Origin of the sequence: Maribacter sp. 4G9 (assembly GCF_002742265.1) — a bacterium.
Classification (GTDB): Bacteria; Bacteroidota; Bacteroidia; order Flavobacteriales; family Flavobacteriaceae; genus Maribacter.
This window is the reverse complement of the sequence record NZ_MDGL01000156.1, coordinates 81,068-98,742: the sequence shown is the minus strand read 5'-3', so window position 1 is coordinate 98,742 and position 17,675 is coordinate 81,068. Positions and strand designations below refer to the sequence as shown.

Sequence of the window (17,675 nt, the reverse complement as noted above, 5' to 3'; positions counted from 1 at the left end):
TGATTGATTTGTCCTCTTAAACCGATAAATATGCTAAAGCGATTTTAGGAGTCCGCCATCAATGGGGATATTCGTTCCGGTGATGAATGCGGCCTTATCCGAAGCTAGAAAGGTAGCCAAATAGCCGTATTCCTTTGGGTCGCCAATACGATGAAGGGGAACTTTCTGTTCCATTTCCGTGCGAACCTGACTTTCTGGAACGCCCATTTGTTCCGCTTTTTTGGCGTTGAGCTGGGCGATACGGTCGGTATCAAAATAACCGGTAAGGACACTGTTGACGGTAATTTGGTATTTGCCAACATCCGTAGCCAAGGACTTGGCCCAAGTGACTACCGCTGCGCGAATGGAATTGGACAATGCCAAATAGGACAGGGGCTCCTTTACAGAAATGGAGGCCACATTGATGATACGACCCCACTTGTTTTTTATCATCCCTTGAAGGGCGAGCTCCGTGGTCCATACTACGGTTTTAAAAAGTAGGTCGAAAGCTGTTTGATAATCGGCTACATTTTTTTCCAGGGCACTGCCTGCAGGTGGCCCCTGCGTATTGTTAACAAGAATGTCTACGGTGTTGGCAATGAAGTAATCTTCCATAGTCTTTTGAAAGACGGGAAAATCAGAGAAATCCACAGTAAGGAATTGATGCTTTTGACCTTGGTCTGTAGGTAATTGGGAGACTATATTATTGAGTTTATCCCTGTTTCTGGACATGAGGGTAACACTGGCCCCGCTTTCTGCCAATTGGGTCGCAATGGCCTTGCCTATACCAGCGCTACTTCCGCCAACGAGGGCTTTTTTTCCTTGAAGGGATATGTTCATTATGAGTGAAAAGTGAAAAGTGAAAAGTTAATAGTTAAAAGTAGTTTCTTTAACAACAAACAACAACCAAAATCCAACCTATCGATATTCCTCCCTAACCGGACAAAATACATCCATAAGCTTGCAGGGTGTTAATGCCTTTCCGCTGTGTTTTTTATGCGGGCCGATTATTACGATATCACCAGGGTTATAAATTTGGGTTGTGCCATCCAAGGTAAACTCAAAGGTTCCTTCCAATACATGCATGACCTGTTCGTTCATGTGGGCGTGTTCAGGAACTTGGGCACCTTTTTCAACTTCCCAAAAGGCGATGCTCATGTTTTGGGCATGCACCATTTTCCCATGGTAACCGGGCATGATTTCTTTGGGTGCGATTTCGGATAGTTTTAAGTTCATACACAAAATTTAGGCCTAAGGTAAAAAGAATAACGCTCTTTTTGAAATGATTTGTCCTACCCTGTGCAATCAGTATCTTTGTGGGCCTAAACACCAAACATGAACATTCATTTTATTGCCATTGGCGGTAGTGCCATGCACAACCTGGCCTTGGCCTTGGCACACAAGGGATACCACATAACCGGGAGTGATGATGTTATTTTTGAACCCTCAAAGTCCAGACTGGAAGCTGTAGGTCTCCTTCCAAAAGAGTTCGGATGGTTCCCGGAAAAAATTCATAACGAATTGGATGCCGTTGTGCTTGGCATGCACGCCAAAGGGGACAATCCAGAATTGTTAAAAGCCCAAGAGCTCGGTTTAACGATTTATTCCTATCCTGAATTTTTATATGAGCAATCCAAGAACAAAACGAGGGTCGTTATTGGAGGTAGTCACGGCAAAACGACCATTACTTCCATGATCTTGCATGTGCTAAACTACCATCAGATACCCGTGGATTACATGGTGGGAGCCCAGTTGGACGGTTTCGATAGAATGGTACATTTGACGGAGGACAATGATTTTATCGTTTTGGAAGGGGACGAATATTTGTCCTCTCCCATTGATAGGAGGCCAAAATTCCATTTATATAGACCGAATATTGCCCTGTTGAGCGGTATTGCATGGGACCACATCAACGTGTTTCCAACTTTTGAAAATTATGTAGAGCAGTTTCGGATTTTTGTGGATAGCATTGTGGAGGGCGGAAGTATTACCTACAATGAAGAGGATGCCGTAGTTAAAGAGGTTGTGGAAGCATCGGAAAACCAAATCAGGAAACTGCCTTACCGTACGCCAGAATATGATGTTATGGAGGGAGAAACGCTTTTGTCCACACCGGAAGGCCCCATGCCCATTGCCGTATTTGGCAAACACAATCTGAGCAATCTAGCGGGAGCTAAATGGATTTGTCAGAATATGGGCGTGGACGAGGAAGACTTTTATGAAGCGATAGCATCTTTTAAAGGGGCCTCCAAACGCTTGGAAAAAATTGCCGAAGGAAGGAATTGCATCGCTTTTAAGGATTTCGCACACTCGCCCAGTAAGGTGATGGCAACCACCCAAGCGGTCAAGGAGCAATATCCTGATAGCAGACTGGTTGCCTGTTTGGAACTGCATACCTACAGTAGTTTCAATCCAGATTTTTTAAAGGAATACAATGGAGCTTTGGACGCTGCGGACGAGGCCATTATATTCTATCTACCGGAATCCGTAGCCATAAAAAAATTGAAGGAAGTGTCACCGCAACAAATTATGGAAGCCTTTGCAAGAGAGGACCTAAAAGTATTCACGGATTCAGATTCCTTTCAAAACTTCATTCGTACTCTGGACTACAACGGTACCACGCTTTTATTGATGAGTTCTGGAAATTATGGTGGTTTGGATTTGGTAGAGGTAAAAAGGATTGTAGAGCTTTGAAATACAGGTAATTAATGTCGTTTTGGCAGTTGTGTTCAATTTGGTACGCCTATTGACTTACTGTTGCAATGCATACAAATTCAACTTGGCAGGAAACCTTTAAAAAGTACAGGGGCGCTTTGGCCAAATTGTGTTATACCTTTTTGGTGGCTTTTATGTTGGGCATATCCAATATTATTAATCAAGAGGATAGAACGATCCATGATACCCGGTTTAAAATAGAAAAGCACCAGGACCAAACGGAGGAAGAGAATTAGGTGGGTAACCCTAATCCCAAACCGAACGTTGAAATAATTAGTTCAGTATATTTGGGATATGGAAGAAAAACCTGTTTCTTTTTCAATAAAAAATTGGTCCGATGATGACAAGCCTAGGGAAAAGCTCTTGAACAAGGGGCGTACGGCCTTGTCCAATGCCGAGTTGATTGCCATTCTTATTGGGTCTGGAAGTAGGAACGAAAGTGCCGTGGAACTTTCAAAAAGAATTCTGGCTTCCGTGGACAATAACCTGAACGAATTGGGAAAGCTCTCCATTCAACAATTGATGAAGTTCAAGGGTATTGGAGAGGCAAAAGCCATAAGCATTGCCGCAGCTTTGGAAGTGGGAAGGCGGCGAAGAGGGGAGGATTCCCTAAAGATCGAGAAAATTGGCAGTAGTCAGGATGCCTTTGAAGTCCTACAGCCCATCATGGGCGAATTGCAGCACGAGGAATTTTGGATTTTATATTTGAACAATTCCAATAAAATCTTGCACAAGGCGCAGTTGAGCAAGGGCGGGATTACAGGTACTTTGGTGGATGTTCGTTTGCTCATGAGGCGGTCCTTGGAGTTGGGTGCCGTTGCCTTGATTTTGGCTCATAACCATCCTTCGGGAACGTTAAAACCGAGTCAGGCCGACAAGGAAATCACCCAAAAAATAAAAAATGCCTCCACTTCTTTGGACATTCGTGTACTGGACCACCTTATTATCACACAAAAGGAATATTTTAGTTTCGCCGATAATCAGTTGTTGTAAATGTTATTGATCTATACCCATAAAATTACGCCCCGCTTAACCTATACTATGAAGCAGGTATTTACCAAGATCTTGGGTATAGAAATCGGTTTTACCACCAAGGTGGAGGATTTCATAAAACACAAGAATGAAAAGATAACCTACACTAAACAACCCTTACAGAACGAGTTTTTTGTGCGTAGTCACGAGCTGTTGTTCGAACAGGGTGTCAACGATGTTGAAATCAACGTTATGAGTTGGGACAATGTGCCCTGTTTCTTCTTCGCAGGGGAACGAAGTAATTTGCCTTTTGATATTTTTGCTGCCTCTTTTTACCTGATAAGTCGGTATGAGGAATATTTGCCTCATGTAAAGGATGCCCATGGACGTTTTCCGTCCAAGGCAAGTTTGGCCTATGAGCACAAGTTTTTGGAACGCCCTGTGGTGGATATCTGGGCAATGAAACTTTTTGTAATTTTAAAGGAAAGGTTCCCTAGTTTGGTCCAGGGCCCAAGAAAATACAAGTATCTATCGCTGATCGATGTGACCACTTCCCACTGTTATGCGAATAGGGGAGTCATACGGGGAGCTGCCGGCTTTTTATTGGATTTGGGCACTTTTAGGATTAAAAGACTTGTGGAACGGATTGCCGTGGGATTGAATATTAGAAAAGACCCTTTTGACAATTTTTCCACCTTGATCGAATGGCACAAAAAGCTGAAAATCAATAGTATCTTCTTTTTTCAGTTCGCCAACTATTCCAAATACGATAAAAACGTATCCACCAACAGCAATAATTTTAGGTCCTTGATAAAGTACATAGGAGATTATTCCACAGTGGCTTTGGCCGCCTCCTATAGCTCTTTCAACAATATTGAGCTTTTGAAAGACGAAAAGCAAAATCTGGAGGATGTGGTCAATAGACCTGTAAACTATTCCAGGATGCGGTACAATCGTGTGGACGTTCCCGAAACCTACAGAAATCTTATCGCAGCAGAATTCACGGATGATTTCACCATGGGGTATAGCCATCAAATTGGGTTTAGGGCAGGTACCTGTACGCCCTTCCAATTCTATGATATTCCACTGGAAGTACAGCAACCAATAAAGGTTTTTCCTTTCGTGCTGCATGATTATGCCCTTAGGGAAATTGGGAAGATAAGGGAATTGGAACGGCGAATGGACGCCATTTACAATGAAATAAAACTGGTGAAGGGTACGTTCATCTCAATTTTTTCAAACGAATTGTTGGGATCTGACCATACCTTCGATTGGAAGGAAGTGTATCATCAATTAATAACCAAGTACCATGTTTAAGAATCTGGTTACCGACGTATTTTTTGACCTGGATCATACCCTTTGGGATTTTGAGAGGAACTCGTCCCTGACCTTTGAGAAAATATTGGCGGAACATGCCATCAAAATTTCGCTTCAGGAATTTTTAGCGGTATATGTTCCTACGAATTTGGCTTTCTGGAAACTGTATCGGGAGGAGAAAATAACCAAGGAGGCTTTGAGATATCAACGGTTGAAAACGGTATTCGACAAATTAGGCCTAAGCGTTGAAGATGAGGTCATCCACAGTTTGTCCAGGGAATACATCAATCATTTATCCTCATATACCCATTTGTTTCCGGATACCGTAGCCGTGCTGAAGTACCTAAGGCCAAGGTATCGGCTCCATATCATTACGAACGGGTTTCAGGAAATACAGGAAAAGAAATTGAGGAACTCCGGCATTCACCATTTTTTTGAACACATTGTGGATTCAGAGATGGCGGGGGTCAAAAAGCCCAATCCCATCATTTTTGAACTTGCCTTGGATAGGGCAAAAGTCCATCCACAGAAATCCCTTATGATAGGCGATAGTCTGGAAGCGGATATACTGGGTGCCAAATCCGTTGGTCTGCATACCTTACATTTCAATGCCCACGGTGATCCCGTTCATGACCATGCCCCCATTATCACGCAGCTTAGGGAAATAAAAACCTATTTATAGAGTTATATCCTTTAGATAGGACGGGTTTAAATGCCCGATAATTATTTCCAGAGGATGTCAGTAAAAAGAAATGTAGTTCTACTCTTTTTAGGGATTGCGCTCCTGTTATCTTGTTCCGATAAACAGGACTTTGGTCAATATGACGACCTGACCATTACCCCCACTTTCGAAACCAGTATTTTCTATGTAAAGACGCAGGAGTCGATTATCAACCGGGTTACGGGGATAAGTTTCTTTACCCAGGATTTTAATTTTGACGCCTTTGAGGAGGACCTTTTTGCGGAAAGGGTTTTGGAAGGTTCCATAACCTATGAATTGGAAAACACAACCAGTAAGGACATCGAGATCACTATAGAATTTTTAAATGAAAACGGTGATGTTTTGGATAGTGAGTTTTTTCGGATGGATGCCGCACCAACGGCCCTTTTGACCCGAGTGGTTGCCTATGGCGGTACCGATAAGAGCCTGGATATTCTCAGGAACACCTCGCAAATTAGGTTAAGTGCCCGAAATCTTGGGGACAATACCAGTACATCCGGATTGCCGGATGCTGCCGTTGAACTTCGTTCCAGTGCTAAATTCATGGTAAGGGTTAAATGAAGCGATCCTTATCCATATCTTTTTTTACCGTATTGGTATGCAATTTTCTATGGACCCAGAATAAGCAAATCCTCTATGATTTTAACGAAATTCCCCAATCGCTGATGGTGAACCCTGGAGTGGAGAGCGATTTTAAGTGGTATTCAGGAATTCCAATGATTTCAGGGATTTCTGGGTATGCGGGCTCCAATGGGGTTTCCGTCAACGATATTTTTGCCGAGGACGGTCTGGATATCAACGATAAGATTCGGGATAGAATGGTAAATGGCATGAGCCGAAGGGACGAATTCAGTGGGAATGTTCAACTTGAAATTCTCAATATTGGATTTAGAAGTGGCAATCCCAGCCTTTTTTATTCCGGAGGGGCCTATGTGGAGTTTGATAATATTACCTATTGGCCCAGGGATTACGCACAGTTGATCTTTGATGGCAATGCCGATCAGTTGAATAGAAGGTTTAATCTGGGCGATCTAAAAACACGGGGTTCCTTGGTGACCGTTTATCATTTGGGCGTGAACAAGAAGGTGGACAAAAACCTGACTATTGGAGCCCGGGGAAAAATATATTCGGGTATTGTGGATTACAACTCCACCAGAAACAGTGGTTATTTGGTCAATACGGAAGGCCAAAATAACATTCTCAATACTACCTTAAATGCAGATTTGCAACTTAGATCATCCGGTTTCGGGCAATTGGACGAGGCATCGGACAATGGAACAACTGGGAATACTCTTATAAAAAGGGCCCTCTTTGGAGGGGACTTAGGCCTAGGTGTGGATTTGGGATTTTCGTATCGGCTTAACGAACAAACCTTATTTACGGCCAGTGTTTTGGATCTAGGTTTTATATATCATAGTGGGGATACCCAAAATTATTCCTTGGACGGAACCGCCAGCTCAGAGGGAATCCAGATTAATGTATTGCGTGAGCTATCGAATTTGAATCGGGATTATTGGCAGGATCTCGTTGATGAAATCGAGGAATTAGTGCCTTTTGAAGAGAATAATTCGGCCTATTTGACCTTTAGGCCTACGAAAGTGAATGCTTCCTTACGATATGATTTTGGACAACCTATGGGGTCATCGGAAAATTGTGACTGCACCATTGACGCATCGGGTGGTAATGAGCCTAGAATAGCATACAGGAACTCAGTAGGAGCCCATCTATTTTTAATAAACAGGCCGCGAGGACCCCAAGCGGCGATTACCGGTTTTTACATGCGAAGATTTGGTAATATTCTGGCCCTTAAGGCGACCTATACCGCTGATAAATTTAGCTATACCAACCTTGGATTTGGACTTAATCTCCAGGCAGGCCCCGTAAATCTTTATGCTATGGCCGATAATTTACTATCCTACCGTAACATTGCGGCAAGCAATTATGCATCTTTTCAGTTAGGATTAAATATTATATCTTGGGGCAGAAAGTAAGTCGGTAGTTTTTTGGCATGCTTTTTTCATTTACTTTCACAAATTAAAATACCCTTTATTTTGAGAACCTTTATATTAGTCCTAGCGATTTCATGTGGAAATCTAATTTCAGCTCAGATAAATTTGAACGATTACAAATATATTGTCGTTCCAAAGCGTTTTGATGCTTTTAGGGAAGCGAATCAGCATCAAACCAGTACTTTGATTAAATACCTGCTTTCTGAAAGGGGATTCAATACGGTCTATGAAGATGTACTTCCTAAGGACCTTGCTATTGATAGGTGTCTGGGCCTATGGGTGGATCTTTTAGATGACTCCTCCATGTTTACCACTAAAACTACCTTGGTGCTTAAAGATTGCAATGGTCTGGATGTTTTTGAAACCCAGCAAGGCAAGAGCAAGATTAAGGAATACAAGTCGGCCTACAATGAGGCAATTGGAGAGGCCATGCAAAGTTTGGATGGCGTAGCGTATACCTACTCTGGAGGCCAAGAGACCAAAGAGACATTGACATTGAATTTTAAGAACGATGTTAGAAGTTTGAAGAACAAGGAAATAGCTGAAAGAATGGAACCAAAGGGTATCAATACCGATAAGGTACAGCGAAAGGCTCCCAAAAACCAGAATCCTGTGGTAATACAGGAGGCTACGACCGAAAACCAATCCTATAAAAGTTTGGAGCCCGTTCCTTCTAACATCGGCTCAAAGAATGAATCACAAGTTTCGGAAAACGAGGAAATTTGGTACGCCCAGGAAATTGCCAACGGCTATCAATTGGTGGACAATACCCCAAAAGTTCGAATGTTATTGTTCAAAAGTTCCAACGAAAATATGTTTATGGCCCAATCCGATCAAAAAAGTGGGATGGTCTACCAAAAAGATGGCCAATGGATTTTTGAATATTATGAGGGAGAAAACTTGGTTCAAAAATCGTTGAACATCAAGTTCTAAAAATCATACTTGTCCTTCCAGCGTTTTTTCAAAAAGTCGGTCAGTGCATTTTCCCTTTGATTTTTACCAGGCTGGTAAAACGTGGTCCCTGACAATTCCTCTGGGAGGAATTCTTCGTTGACAAAATTATTCTCGAAGTCGTGCGCATACTTATAGTCTTCACCATAGCCCAGGTCCTTCATTAGTTTGGTGGGGGCATTTCTTAAATGTAAAGGAACCGAAAGATTTCCCGTTTGGCGTACCGTTTGCTGTGCCTTACCAATGGCCATGTAACTAGCGTTGCTCTTTGGTGAGGTGGCCAAATAGACGGCGCACTGGCTTAGGATAATACGGGCCTCAGGGTATCCAATAGTGGTTACGGCCTGGAAAGTGGTATTCGCAATGACAAGGGCCGTTGGGTTGGCAAGTCCGATGTCCTCCGAAGCAGAGATCAGCATTCTTCTGGCAATGAATTTTACATCTTCACCGCCTTCGATCATTCGGGCCAGCCAATAGACGGCCCCATTGGGGTCGCTTCCTCGGATCGATTTAATGAACGCGGATACAATGTCATAATGCTGCTCCCCGGTCTTGTCGTACAAAACGGTATTTTTCTGTGCTTTGGATAGGACCAGGTCGTCCGTGATTACAATATTTTCGGTTGGTTCGGAATTGATTACGAGTTCAAAGACATTCAGTAATTTTCTTCCATCCCCACCGGAAAGTCGCAAAAGAGCCTCGGTTTCCTTGAGGATAATCTTTTTCTTTTTAAGGACGGCATCATTTTCTATGGCGCGTTTTAGAAGAAGTTCCAAGTCCTCCTTCCCAAAGGGATTCAGAACGTAAACTTGGCACCTTGACAGAAGTGCAGGAATTACCTCAAAACTTGGATTCTCCGTGGTAGCGCCTATTAAAGTCACCCATCCTTTTTCAACGGCAGCTAGCAGCGAATCCTGTTGCGACTTGCTAAAGCGGTGGATCTCGTCTATAAACAGAATTGGGTTCTTGGCAGTGAACAGACCGCCTGCTTGCTTTGCCTTTTCAATGACCTCCCTAATATCCTTTACCCCGCTGTTTATGGCACTGAGAACGTAGAATGGGCGCCCGCTCTCCTTGGCAATGATATTGGCCAAGGTCGTTTTGCCGGTGCCCGGTGGTCCCCATAAAATCAAGGAAGGAATAACACCCTTTTTTATCTGATGTGTTAAGGAACCATGTTCGCCAACCAAGTGGTTCTGGCTAATATATTCCTCCAGGTTTTGTGGACGTACTCGTTCTGCTAAAGGCTCGTTCATGATGTAAAAATAGAATAAACTGGAGGAAATTAATTTGGAAAGGGTACAATATATACTACTTTTTGGGAGTTGACCTAGAAATGACAATTTAACCGATTCCCATTTTTGGCCGATTAATTGTTATTTTGTTTCTATGTCCGATTCAGAACATTTCAAATTTTCCAATTCCGTTTTGCTGGCTCCACTCCTTGGAGTACTGGCCATTTGGTCTGTGTATTGGATGGAATTATTGAATAAGACCAATTATAACGAATTTGGGATCTACCCTAGAAGTTTGGCAGGATTTAAAGGGATTGTATTCAGTCCCTTCATACACGGTTCTTTGGAGCATTTGTACAATAATACCATACCTTTGGCCATATTATTGGCTGCCCTTTTCTATTTCTACAGAAGTATTGCGTTGCGGGTCGTTCTTTTGGGTATTGTGTTATCAGGTATGATTACCTGGAGTATTGGTAGACCTTCCTATCATATCGGCGCAAGTGGACTGATTTATGTTTTGGCAAGTTTTATTTTTTTTAAAGGTGTTTTTGCCAAACATTACAGACTCATCGCACTATCTCTTGTAGTGGTATTTATTTATGGGAGTCTTCTATGGTATATTTTCCCTGTAAAGGAAGGAATTTCCTGGGAAGGACATTTGGCAGGCTTCTTAACTGGATTGATATTCGCACTTGTTTTCGACTCCAAGGTCCCCAAACCTAAAAAATACGATTGGGAGCGGGAGGATTATAACGAAGCCGATGATCCTTTTTTAAAACATTTTGATGCTGAAGGGAATTTTATAGAAAACCCTCAGCATCCAGAGGAGGAGCAGGAAGAAAATAGCAAAATCACAATACGGTATATCTACAAATCTTCTGAAAAAAATGAGCGGGAAGAAGAGTAATCAATTTCTTGTTCGTTGTCTAACGGTCTCGTAAAGGAAAACCGCACAGGCGACGGAGACGTTCAGCGATTCGATTTCACCCAGTAAAGGCAGTTTGGCGCAATGATCCGAAGCTTTTAGAATGGAAGGGGATATACCTTGATCTTCCGCTCCCATAACGATTGCCAAAGGTTCCTTCAACGAAATGTCATAAATTAAGTCATTGGTTTTTTCAGTTGCAGATACAACTTTAACCCCTGAAGCTTGTAAAAAGAATATGGCATCTTTAATGTGGCCCACTTTTGCAATGGGAACTTTAAAGGCGGCACCTGCAGAGGTCTTTACTGTATCCGCTGTTACAGGTGCAGCACCTTTTTTTTGAATGATAATACCATCTACTCCCGTACATTCTGCGGTGCGGATGATAGCACCAAAGTTGCGAACATCTGATAATTGGTCTAGAAGTAAAAATAAAGCGGGTTTCTCTTTGCCTTCTGACTTTTCTACGAGTTCCTCTAACGTATAGAAAGTAATAGGAGATATGTTAGCAACGGCACCTTGGTGGTTGTTTTTTGTGAGTCTATTTAGTTTTTCAACAGGTACATAGGCAATTGTAATCTCTTTTTTACGGAGAAGATTTTCCAAATCTCGGATTAAATCACCTTTTAATCCTTTTTGTAGAAAGACTTTGTCAATTTCTTCATTAGAATTTACAGCTTCGATGATAGCTCTTATGCCGTAGATTTGAGTAGTTTTTTCCATTGAACAAAGATATATTTAAATATTAGGTTGGAAACTATTTGGATTTTAAACTATTCTTTCTTTATTTAACACAAAAAACAATTCAAAGAGACTATTACGAAAAACTAAATTGTAGTTGTTAACCCTACTAGTGTAGACGGTTGTGTAGTTTGGGGAAGATGCCAGGCATGCACAGCGAAAAAGGGTTTAAAGATTACACATGTTCGTAATAACAAGCCATTAGCTTCTGAATTAGGAGATTAACTCGACTTTTTGAAGTTGAAGGAATTAAAAAACCCTGTGAATTAAAAATCCACAGGGTCAAAATATAAATTAATATATTAAATGTTAATTAACATCCCAATCAACCCTGTCAGTTAATGTTGCATCAGGTGTATTAGAATTCAACTCAATTTCAGTTTGTGGATAAAGCCATCTTCTAGGTATAGAAACCCCATTGTTGGGTTCAAGCACTGGTATTCCGGTTCTTCTCCAATCAGTAAATGATTCTGGTTCACCATATGAAGCAAACCACTTTTGTGTCATTACATCTTCCAACGTTATGGTTGCAGGAGCAACAGCTGGTTGCGCAATGTAAGCAGCATACTCGGCTTCTAAACCTACCCTTGCAAAAGAACTTTCAATGGCTGCCAAGTAGGCTGTTCGAATGTCTGCCTGAGAGCCCCCAGTTGCAAGTAGTGCTTCAGCTCTTAAGAACAACATTTCTCTGTACGAAGTTAATTCTACTGCCTGATCTATAACAAAATACTCATGAGTATCAACAACATCGCCAAAATTGTCAATGTCAGCATCACCATCATAGATGTCTCGCCTTGGGTCGTTAACAGCATCCAAAGCGTCTCCAAAAGTAGAGTTAAAGCCAATATCACCTCGATCTCTATTAAACTGATACCATGGTGCTGCTGTAGTTGCAGCATCTCCAAATTGGAAAGTCATATCATCTGCTGAAGAGTCAAAAGCCTGGCTAGCAGAGTTTAGAGCTGCGGTGTAATTTGCATCGCTAAGCGGTGCTTGATGAAGGTATGCTCTTGCATCAATGGCATGGGAAGCTTTTATCCATAGCGCAACGTCACCACCATAGATAAGATCGGCATCAAACGATAATGCACCGTTTGTCCCACTAAAACTAGTTCTAGCTGACGACAACAAGCTATGCACCTCATCATAGATTAAAGCTTGGCTATCAAAGGCAGGCTGTAAATTCCCCACACCTTGAAAAGCCTCGGTGTAAGGAATACTGTTCCAATAATCGGTCATCAGCATTAAGGTATAAGCCTTAAGTGTTTGCGCAGCGCCCAAATAATGATTGTAACCATTCGCTTGAGAATCTGTAATAATTATTTCTAAATTCTGAAGTACATCAACATATAGGTTAGCCCAATCTGTATCAAAGTTAGAGGCCGTAAAATTATAGCCGTCGAAACCAGATTGTTGTCTAGCAACACCTTTTACATGCTGGGTAAAAAGTCCAGACCAGCGAGAAAGGTTAGAATTGTAGGCATAAGCCAAGGTTAACTCCGCTGGAGCTAATAAGGCTCCTGGTGAAACTGCAACGGGATCGTTTGGGTTCTCGTTCGTGCCTTCTAAGAAGTTCTCGCAAGAAAAGCTCAAACTTAACAGGGATATTAAAAATCCTTTGAATATTATATTTTTCTTCATTACTTTTTTTTTAGAATGTTAAATTAACACCAAAACCGTAAGATTTTGTACCTGGATTGTTGAAATAGTCTACCCCCTGAGCGTTACTACCTGCACCAGTCAAACTAGTTTCTGGATCGACCCCTGTATACGGAGTGTCTAACCATAGATTATTACCGGTAAAAGAGACACTAATGTTCGAAAAGAAATCACTTTTGATAGTGTTGGTTAAATCATAAGTAAGATTCAAAGTTCTCAAACGAAGCCATGAGGCATCTTGTACAAAATGTTCGTCAACATTACCAAAACCATTCAACCCACTCGAACGATAAAAATATTCGTTAATCTCAGCAGGAATATCGTTGACAGAACCGTCAGACTGTTTTACACCTGTAATGACTCTTGTAGTACCTCTATCTTCGGTTACCGAAGAAGTACCTGCCCAGGTTAGGGCCCAATCGGTTCCGTTCCACATATCACCCCCTTCTTTCCATTCAAATAGGAAATTCAATGTTAAATCTTTGTAAGTAAAGGTATTGTTGAAACCTATGGTGAAATCTGGTGTTGGGTCTCCTATAACGCGCTGTTGTGGGTCCTGAATTTGATAACCGAAGTTCGCACTATCGGGATTATCGTCAATAATGATGTTTCCTGCATCATCTCTAAGAAAGGCTCCGCCATAGATTTGCCCAAAACGCTCTCCAGGAATGTTCGAGATAACAAAACCACCAAGAGATTGTGTGTTAACGCCCGGTGCCAATGCATTTACAATTGTTTCACTTTTATCAAAGTTGATTCCTAAATTGTATTTAAAGTTTTCTCCGTCAATAATTTTAGCATTTACGGTAGCTTCATATCCATTGGTTTCCAATTCTCCCGAATTTAAAAAACTGGAATTGGATCCAGAGGAACGAGCAATCGGCACGGCAAGAATTTGGTCTTCCGCCAACCTGTGATACCAGGCCAAATCAAATGACAATCTGTTTTTGAACAAACGAAGGTCTAAACCAATCTCCTGAGAGGTAATGGTAGAAGGTACTAAAGTATTGTTACCTAAATCATCATTAATCTGGAAACCTGCATTACCTTGAAATGGGAAAGTTACACCCGTTGTCCATCCATCACCTATATCAGCTACTTCGTAAGTAGTAGAAGTGGCATAAGCATCGGGAGCACCGGCTCCTACTTGTGCCCATGACGCTCTTAACTTACCAAAAGAAAGAAAATCACCCGTACCTGTCAATTCGCTAAATACAAAACCTAAATTTGCTGATGGGTAAAACAAGGCCAAATCAGATAGCTGATAGTTCACAGGATCTTCCAAGGTTGAAAGATAATCTTGTCTACCTGTCAATGTTAGATATAACATTCTTTTGTATTCAAAATCCAATTGCCCATAAAAACCAATGTTTTTCTCTCTAGTGATATCATAATCACCTTGTACAATAGACGCGTTAGTAATATTGTTAAAACCTTTTATACCTAATTGGTCACCTTGTGTATAAGTGTTGGTATATCTTTCAGAATAGATATTCGTACCTAGCAAATAACCAAAACTAAAATCATCGGTGATGTCAATATTTCCGTTCACGTTAAAGTAATTGTCGGTATGCCTATAATTGTAGTTGTCGTAAATTACAGTTCCGGCTGGGTTAGTTCTTGAACCAATATCAAAAAACTGTACCCTATCGTCGGCATAGGTATCTATACCTATGTTCCCCGCCAAATTCAACCAATCCGCAATTTTATAGGTAAAACCAACACTACCTACAAAACGATTTACTTCATCGGTGCGCGGGGTATTATTGATAATCCAATACGGGTTGTCATAACCACCACCACCCCGGTAGTTTCTTTGCGAACCATCTGCAAATTCATATGTTGAGGGATCATTTACGGCTTGGTTGCCGTTACCATTGCTATTATCAAATGATGGAGGCGTTCTTAACAAACCCAACATAAATCCTGAAATATTACTACCTTGTTGTATCCTGTAAGCTTGGGAATTAGTATAAGTTCCAGACATGTTTACATTAAATCTTTCACTTATTTGGGCAGAACCTGAAAAATTCAAGGTATTTCTATCAAAGTCATTCTTTGGTATAATCCCTTTTTCAGAAAGTTTACCGTAAGACATTCTAAAAGTAGTCTTCTCGCCACCTCCTGAAATTGAAAAAGTATTTTCTGTAGTAACACCTGTTGTAAAAACTTCAAAAGGGTCGTAAGGTTGATATTTTTTCAGACCTCCAGTATCACCAACAACAATTCTACCATTTTTATCGTAGGCGTAGTCAGAGCCGTCCCAATATAGATTTTCACTGCTGGGCCCCCAACTACCAAAAGTACCGGTTTCAGGCCCTAGCCATTCGCCATTGAATCCTTGAACCCATTCGTTTTGTAGGTCTGGAAATTTGTTTGCTTCGGTAAGGGTGACGTTCGATCTTACATTAACTACAAATTTTCCGGCCTTACCCTTCTTCGTAGTAATTACAATAACACCGTTACCACCTTCAACACCGTAAAGTGCGGCAGCACCAGCACCTTTAAGTACGTTTATAGATTCAATGTCAGCTGGGTTAATGTCCATTCCTCTGTTTGAGCCCGCTACACCAGCAGTTCTCGCTTCGCTAGCAAATTGATCGTTGTTAATTCGAACACCGTCCACAATTAACAAAGCTTGGTTATTACCAGAAAGGGATGTTTGCCCTCTAATTACAATTCTGCTACCAGCTCCAGCGTTACCTGAAGTATTGGTGATTTGAACACCAGCGGCTTGCCCGGTTAAAGCGGAAAGTGCGTCGGTAGCATTAGACTTGGTGATGGTTTCGGTACCTACCGTCTGTACCGCATAACCCAAAGCTCGTGCTTCTTTTTTTACACCTAATGCTGAAACAACTACTTCCTCTAGTGCTTGGGCATCGTCTTCCATGGTTACATTCACAGTTGAGCTAGCACCTACAACGTTCCTTACAGTTTTCTGACCTATATACGTAAAAACTAGAGTTTGACCTTGAGAGGCCAAAATAGAGTAATTACCATCAAAATCAGTTTGGGTACCAGTGGTAGTTCCTTGGACCACGATGTTAACCCCAGGGAGGGGTAAACCATCCTGGTCAGTAACCGTACCGGAAACTGTTTTTTCTTGTGCATAAGTAATATGCACAATTAACGCTAGTAATAGCGTCAACAATCCATTTAGTTTTGTTCTCATTTTTTAATTATTTGAATTAGCTAGCAGCAAAAATCACAAAATGGCGTTAATAATCCAAGGGAATTTTAATAAAACTTTAAGAAGCCTAAGTATTCTTAGGAGTTATAGATTAAACACTAAGTGGATTTTATATAATGTAATATAACAGCTCAAATATTGAGAATTCTGTAATTATTTATAATTCTGAAAAGAGGGAAAAAGAAAGTTTTTTCAAGAATATTCAAAAGTTCTGAAGTTTTGGAACACTTATAAGGGCATTTTTTTGATTTGTGAACGCAGAAGAAAAGGATTCATAAAAAAGTTTCCAAAATATTTAAAGTAGGGTTTGTTTTATAGTGAAATATCACTACATTTGCCGACCCTTAAACAAAGGGTAAATTTTATACATATTTATATAGTATGCCAACAATTTCACAATTAGTACGAACAGGAAGGGCCACAATTACCAAGAAGAGTAAATCGGCTGCTTTGGATTCGTGTCCTCAGAGAAGGGGTGTATGTACTAGGGTATATACGACTACTCCTAAAAAACCGAATTCTGCAATGAGAAAAGTTGCAAGGGTTAGGTTGACTAACGGGAAAGAGGTTAATGCCTATATTCCTGGTGAGGGTCACAATTTGCAAGAGCACTCGATAGTATTGGTAAGAGGCGGGAGAGTAAAGGACTTACCAGGGGTTAGATACCATATCGTTCGTGGGGCATTGGACACAGCAGGGGTGGCCGGTAGAACACAACGTAGGTCTAAATATGGTGCAAAACGTCCCAAGAAGTAGTTAACACTTTTTAAAAAGAAGTAATGAGAAAAAGACAGGCAAAGAAAAGACCACTTTTACCAGATCCACGATTCAATGACCAATTGGTAACAAGATTTGTGAATATGATGATGTGGGATGGTAAAAAGTCAGTAGCGTTTAGTGTTTTTTATGATGCAATCGATATTGTCGAGGCAAAAAAGACAGATGACGAGAAAACTGCACTTGAGTTATGGAAGGATGCATTGAGCAATGTAATGCCCCATGTAGAGGTAAGGAGTAGAAGGGTTGGAGGTGCAACGTTTCAAATACCCATGCAAATTAGACCGGACAGAAAAATTTCTACCGCAATGAAGTGGTTGATAAGTTACTCTAGAAAGCGTAACGAGAAAGGAATGTCCCAAAAATTGGCTGCCGAGATTTTGGCTGCGGCTAAGGAAGAAGGTGCTGCTGTTAAAAAGAGGGTCGACACCCACAAGATGGCAGAGGCGAACAAAGCATTTTCCCACTTTAGATTCTAATT

General features: G+C 41.3%; 17 protein-coding genes. 11 read left to right on the top strand and 6 right to left on the bottom strand.

The annotated features are described in order from the left end of the window. Positions 1 to 33: 33 nt before the first annotated feature. Both BFP75_RS15590 and BFP75_RS15585 read right to left on the bottom strand, forming a co-directional pair. Positions 34 to 819, bottom strand: a complete 786-nt coding sequence (locus tag BFP75_RS15590) for an SDR family oxidoreductase (RefSeq protein ID WP_099546288.1) — start codon at positions 817 to 819, stop codon at positions 34 to 36. A 78-nt stretch (positions 820 to 897) separates the two neighbouring features. Next, positions 898 to 1,215, bottom strand: a complete 318-nt coding sequence (locus BFP75_RS15585) for a cupin domain-containing protein (protein ID WP_099546287.1) — start codon at positions 1,213 to 1,215, stop codon at positions 898 to 900. 99 nt (positions 1,216 to 1,314) lie between these two features. On the opposite strand from BFP75_RS15585, the gene BFP75_RS15580 reads away from it, so the two are divergent. The 8 genes from BFP75_RS15580 to BFP75_RS15545 all read left to right on the top strand — a co-directional run bounded on the left by BFP75_RS15580 (position 1,315) and on the right by BFP75_RS15545 (position 8,646). Continuing rightward, positions 1,315 to 2,673, top strand: a complete 1,359-nt coding sequence (locus BFP75_RS15580) for a UDP-N-acetylmuramate--L-alanine ligase (RefSeq protein WP_099546286.1) — start codon at positions 1,315 to 1,317, stop codon at positions 2,671 to 2,673. A 68-nt stretch (positions 2,674 to 2,741) separates the two neighbouring features. Beyond that, positions 2,742 to 2,930 (top strand): hypothetical protein, encoded by a 189-nt coding sequence (locus tag BFP75_RS15575; RefSeq protein ID WP_099546285.1) that lies wholly within the window; start codon positions 2,742 to 2,744, stop codon positions 2,928 to 2,930. 58 nt (positions 2,931 to 2,988) lie between these two features. Next, a complete protein-coding gene (gene radC / locus BFP75_RS15570; protein ID WP_099546284.1) occupies positions 2,989 to 3,687 on the top strand; it encodes a RadC family protein in 699 nt (232 codons plus the stop codon). Between the two features lie 48 nt (positions 3,688 to 3,735). After that, entirely contained in the window at positions 3,736 to 4,983 is a 1,248-nt protein-coding gene (locus BFP75_RS15565; protein WP_240531809.1) for a polysaccharide deacetylase family protein, read from the top strand. Beyond that, entirely contained in the window at positions 4,976 to 5,665 is a 690-nt protein-coding gene (locus tag BFP75_RS15560) for a YjjG family noncanonical pyrimidine nucleotidase (protein WP_099546282.1), read from the top strand. The genes BFP75_RS15565 and BFP75_RS15560 overlap by 8 nt, the downstream gene beginning before the upstream one ends. Before the next feature lie 54 nt (positions 5,666 to 5,719). Continuing rightward, positions 5,720 to 6,265, top strand: a complete 546-nt coding sequence (locus tag BFP75_RS15555) for a hypothetical protein (RefSeq protein ID WP_099546349.1) — start codon at positions 5,720 to 5,722, stop codon at positions 6,263 to 6,265. Next, the gene (locus BFP75_RS15550; protein ID WP_099546281.1) at positions 6,262 to 7,695 is read left to right on the top strand and encodes a DUF5723 family protein; all 1,434 of its coding nucleotides are present in this window, start codon (positions 6,262 to 6,264) and stop codon (positions 7,693 to 7,695) included. The genes BFP75_RS15555 and BFP75_RS15550 overlap by 4 nt, the downstream gene beginning before the upstream one ends. A gap of 60 nt (positions 7,696 to 7,755) precedes the next feature. Further along, positions 7,756 to 8,646 (top strand): hypothetical protein, encoded by an 891-nt coding sequence (locus BFP75_RS15545; protein WP_123803484.1) that lies wholly within the window; start codon positions 7,756 to 7,758, stop codon positions 8,644 to 8,646. Here BFP75_RS15545 and BFP75_RS15540 read toward each other — a convergent pair. Then, positions 8,643 to 9,920, bottom strand: coding sequence for a replication-associated recombination protein A (locus BFP75_RS15540; RefSeq protein WP_099546279.1), 1,278 nt, complete (start codon positions 9,918 to 9,920; stop codon positions 8,643 to 8,645). The two genes, BFP75_RS15545 and BFP75_RS15540, sit on opposite strands and share 4 nt — an antisense overlap. A gap of 133 nt (positions 9,921 to 10,053) precedes the next feature. Between BFP75_RS15540 and BFP75_RS15535 the strand changes: the two genes are divergently transcribed. Continuing rightward, positions 10,054 to 10,809, top strand: a complete 756-nt coding sequence (locus tag BFP75_RS15535; RefSeq protein WP_099546278.1) for a rhomboid family intramembrane serine protease — start codon at positions 10,054 to 10,056, stop codon at positions 10,807 to 10,809. Here BFP75_RS15535 and rlmB read toward each other — a convergent pair whose 3' ends face one another. From rlmB to BFP75_RS15520, 3 genes are all read right to left on the bottom strand, one after another. Further along, on the bottom strand, positions 10,810 to 11,550 hold the full coding sequence (gene rlmB, locus BFP75_RS15530) for a 23S rRNA (guanosine(2251)-2'-O)-methyltransferase RlmB (protein ID WP_099546277.1): 741 nt from the start codon (positions 11,548 to 11,550) through the stop codon (positions 10,810 to 10,812). It abuts the gene before it with no gap. 327 nt (positions 11,551 to 11,877) lie between these two features. Further along, a complete protein-coding gene (locus tag BFP75_RS15525; protein ID WP_099546276.1) occupies positions 11,878 to 13,209 on the bottom strand; it encodes a SusD/RagB family nutrient-binding outer membrane lipoprotein in 1,332 nt (443 codons plus the stop codon). 10 nt (positions 13,210 to 13,219) lie between these two features. After that, positions 13,220 to 16,399 (bottom strand): SusC/RagA family TonB-linked outer membrane protein, encoded by a 3,180-nt coding sequence (locus BFP75_RS15520; RefSeq protein WP_099546275.1) that lies wholly within the window; start codon positions 16,397 to 16,399, stop codon positions 13,220 to 13,222. Positions 16,400 to 16,798: 399 nt separating this feature from the next. On the opposite strand from BFP75_RS15520, the gene rpsL reads away from it, so the two are divergent. Further along, positions 16,799 to 17,173, top strand: a complete 375-nt coding sequence (rpsL, locus tag BFP75_RS15515; protein ID WP_027078345.1) for a 30S ribosomal protein S12 — start codon at positions 16,799 to 16,801, stop codon at positions 17,171 to 17,173. 23 nt (positions 17,174 to 17,196) lie between these two features. Continuing rightward, positions 17,197 to 17,673: a 30S ribosomal protein S7 gene (gene rpsG, locus BFP75_RS15510; RefSeq protein ID WP_099546274.1), complete on the top strand. Its 477-nt coding sequence runs from the start codon at positions 17,197 to 17,199 to the stop codon at positions 17,671 to 17,673. The last annotated feature ends 2 nt before the right edge of the window (positions 17,674 to 17,675 follow it).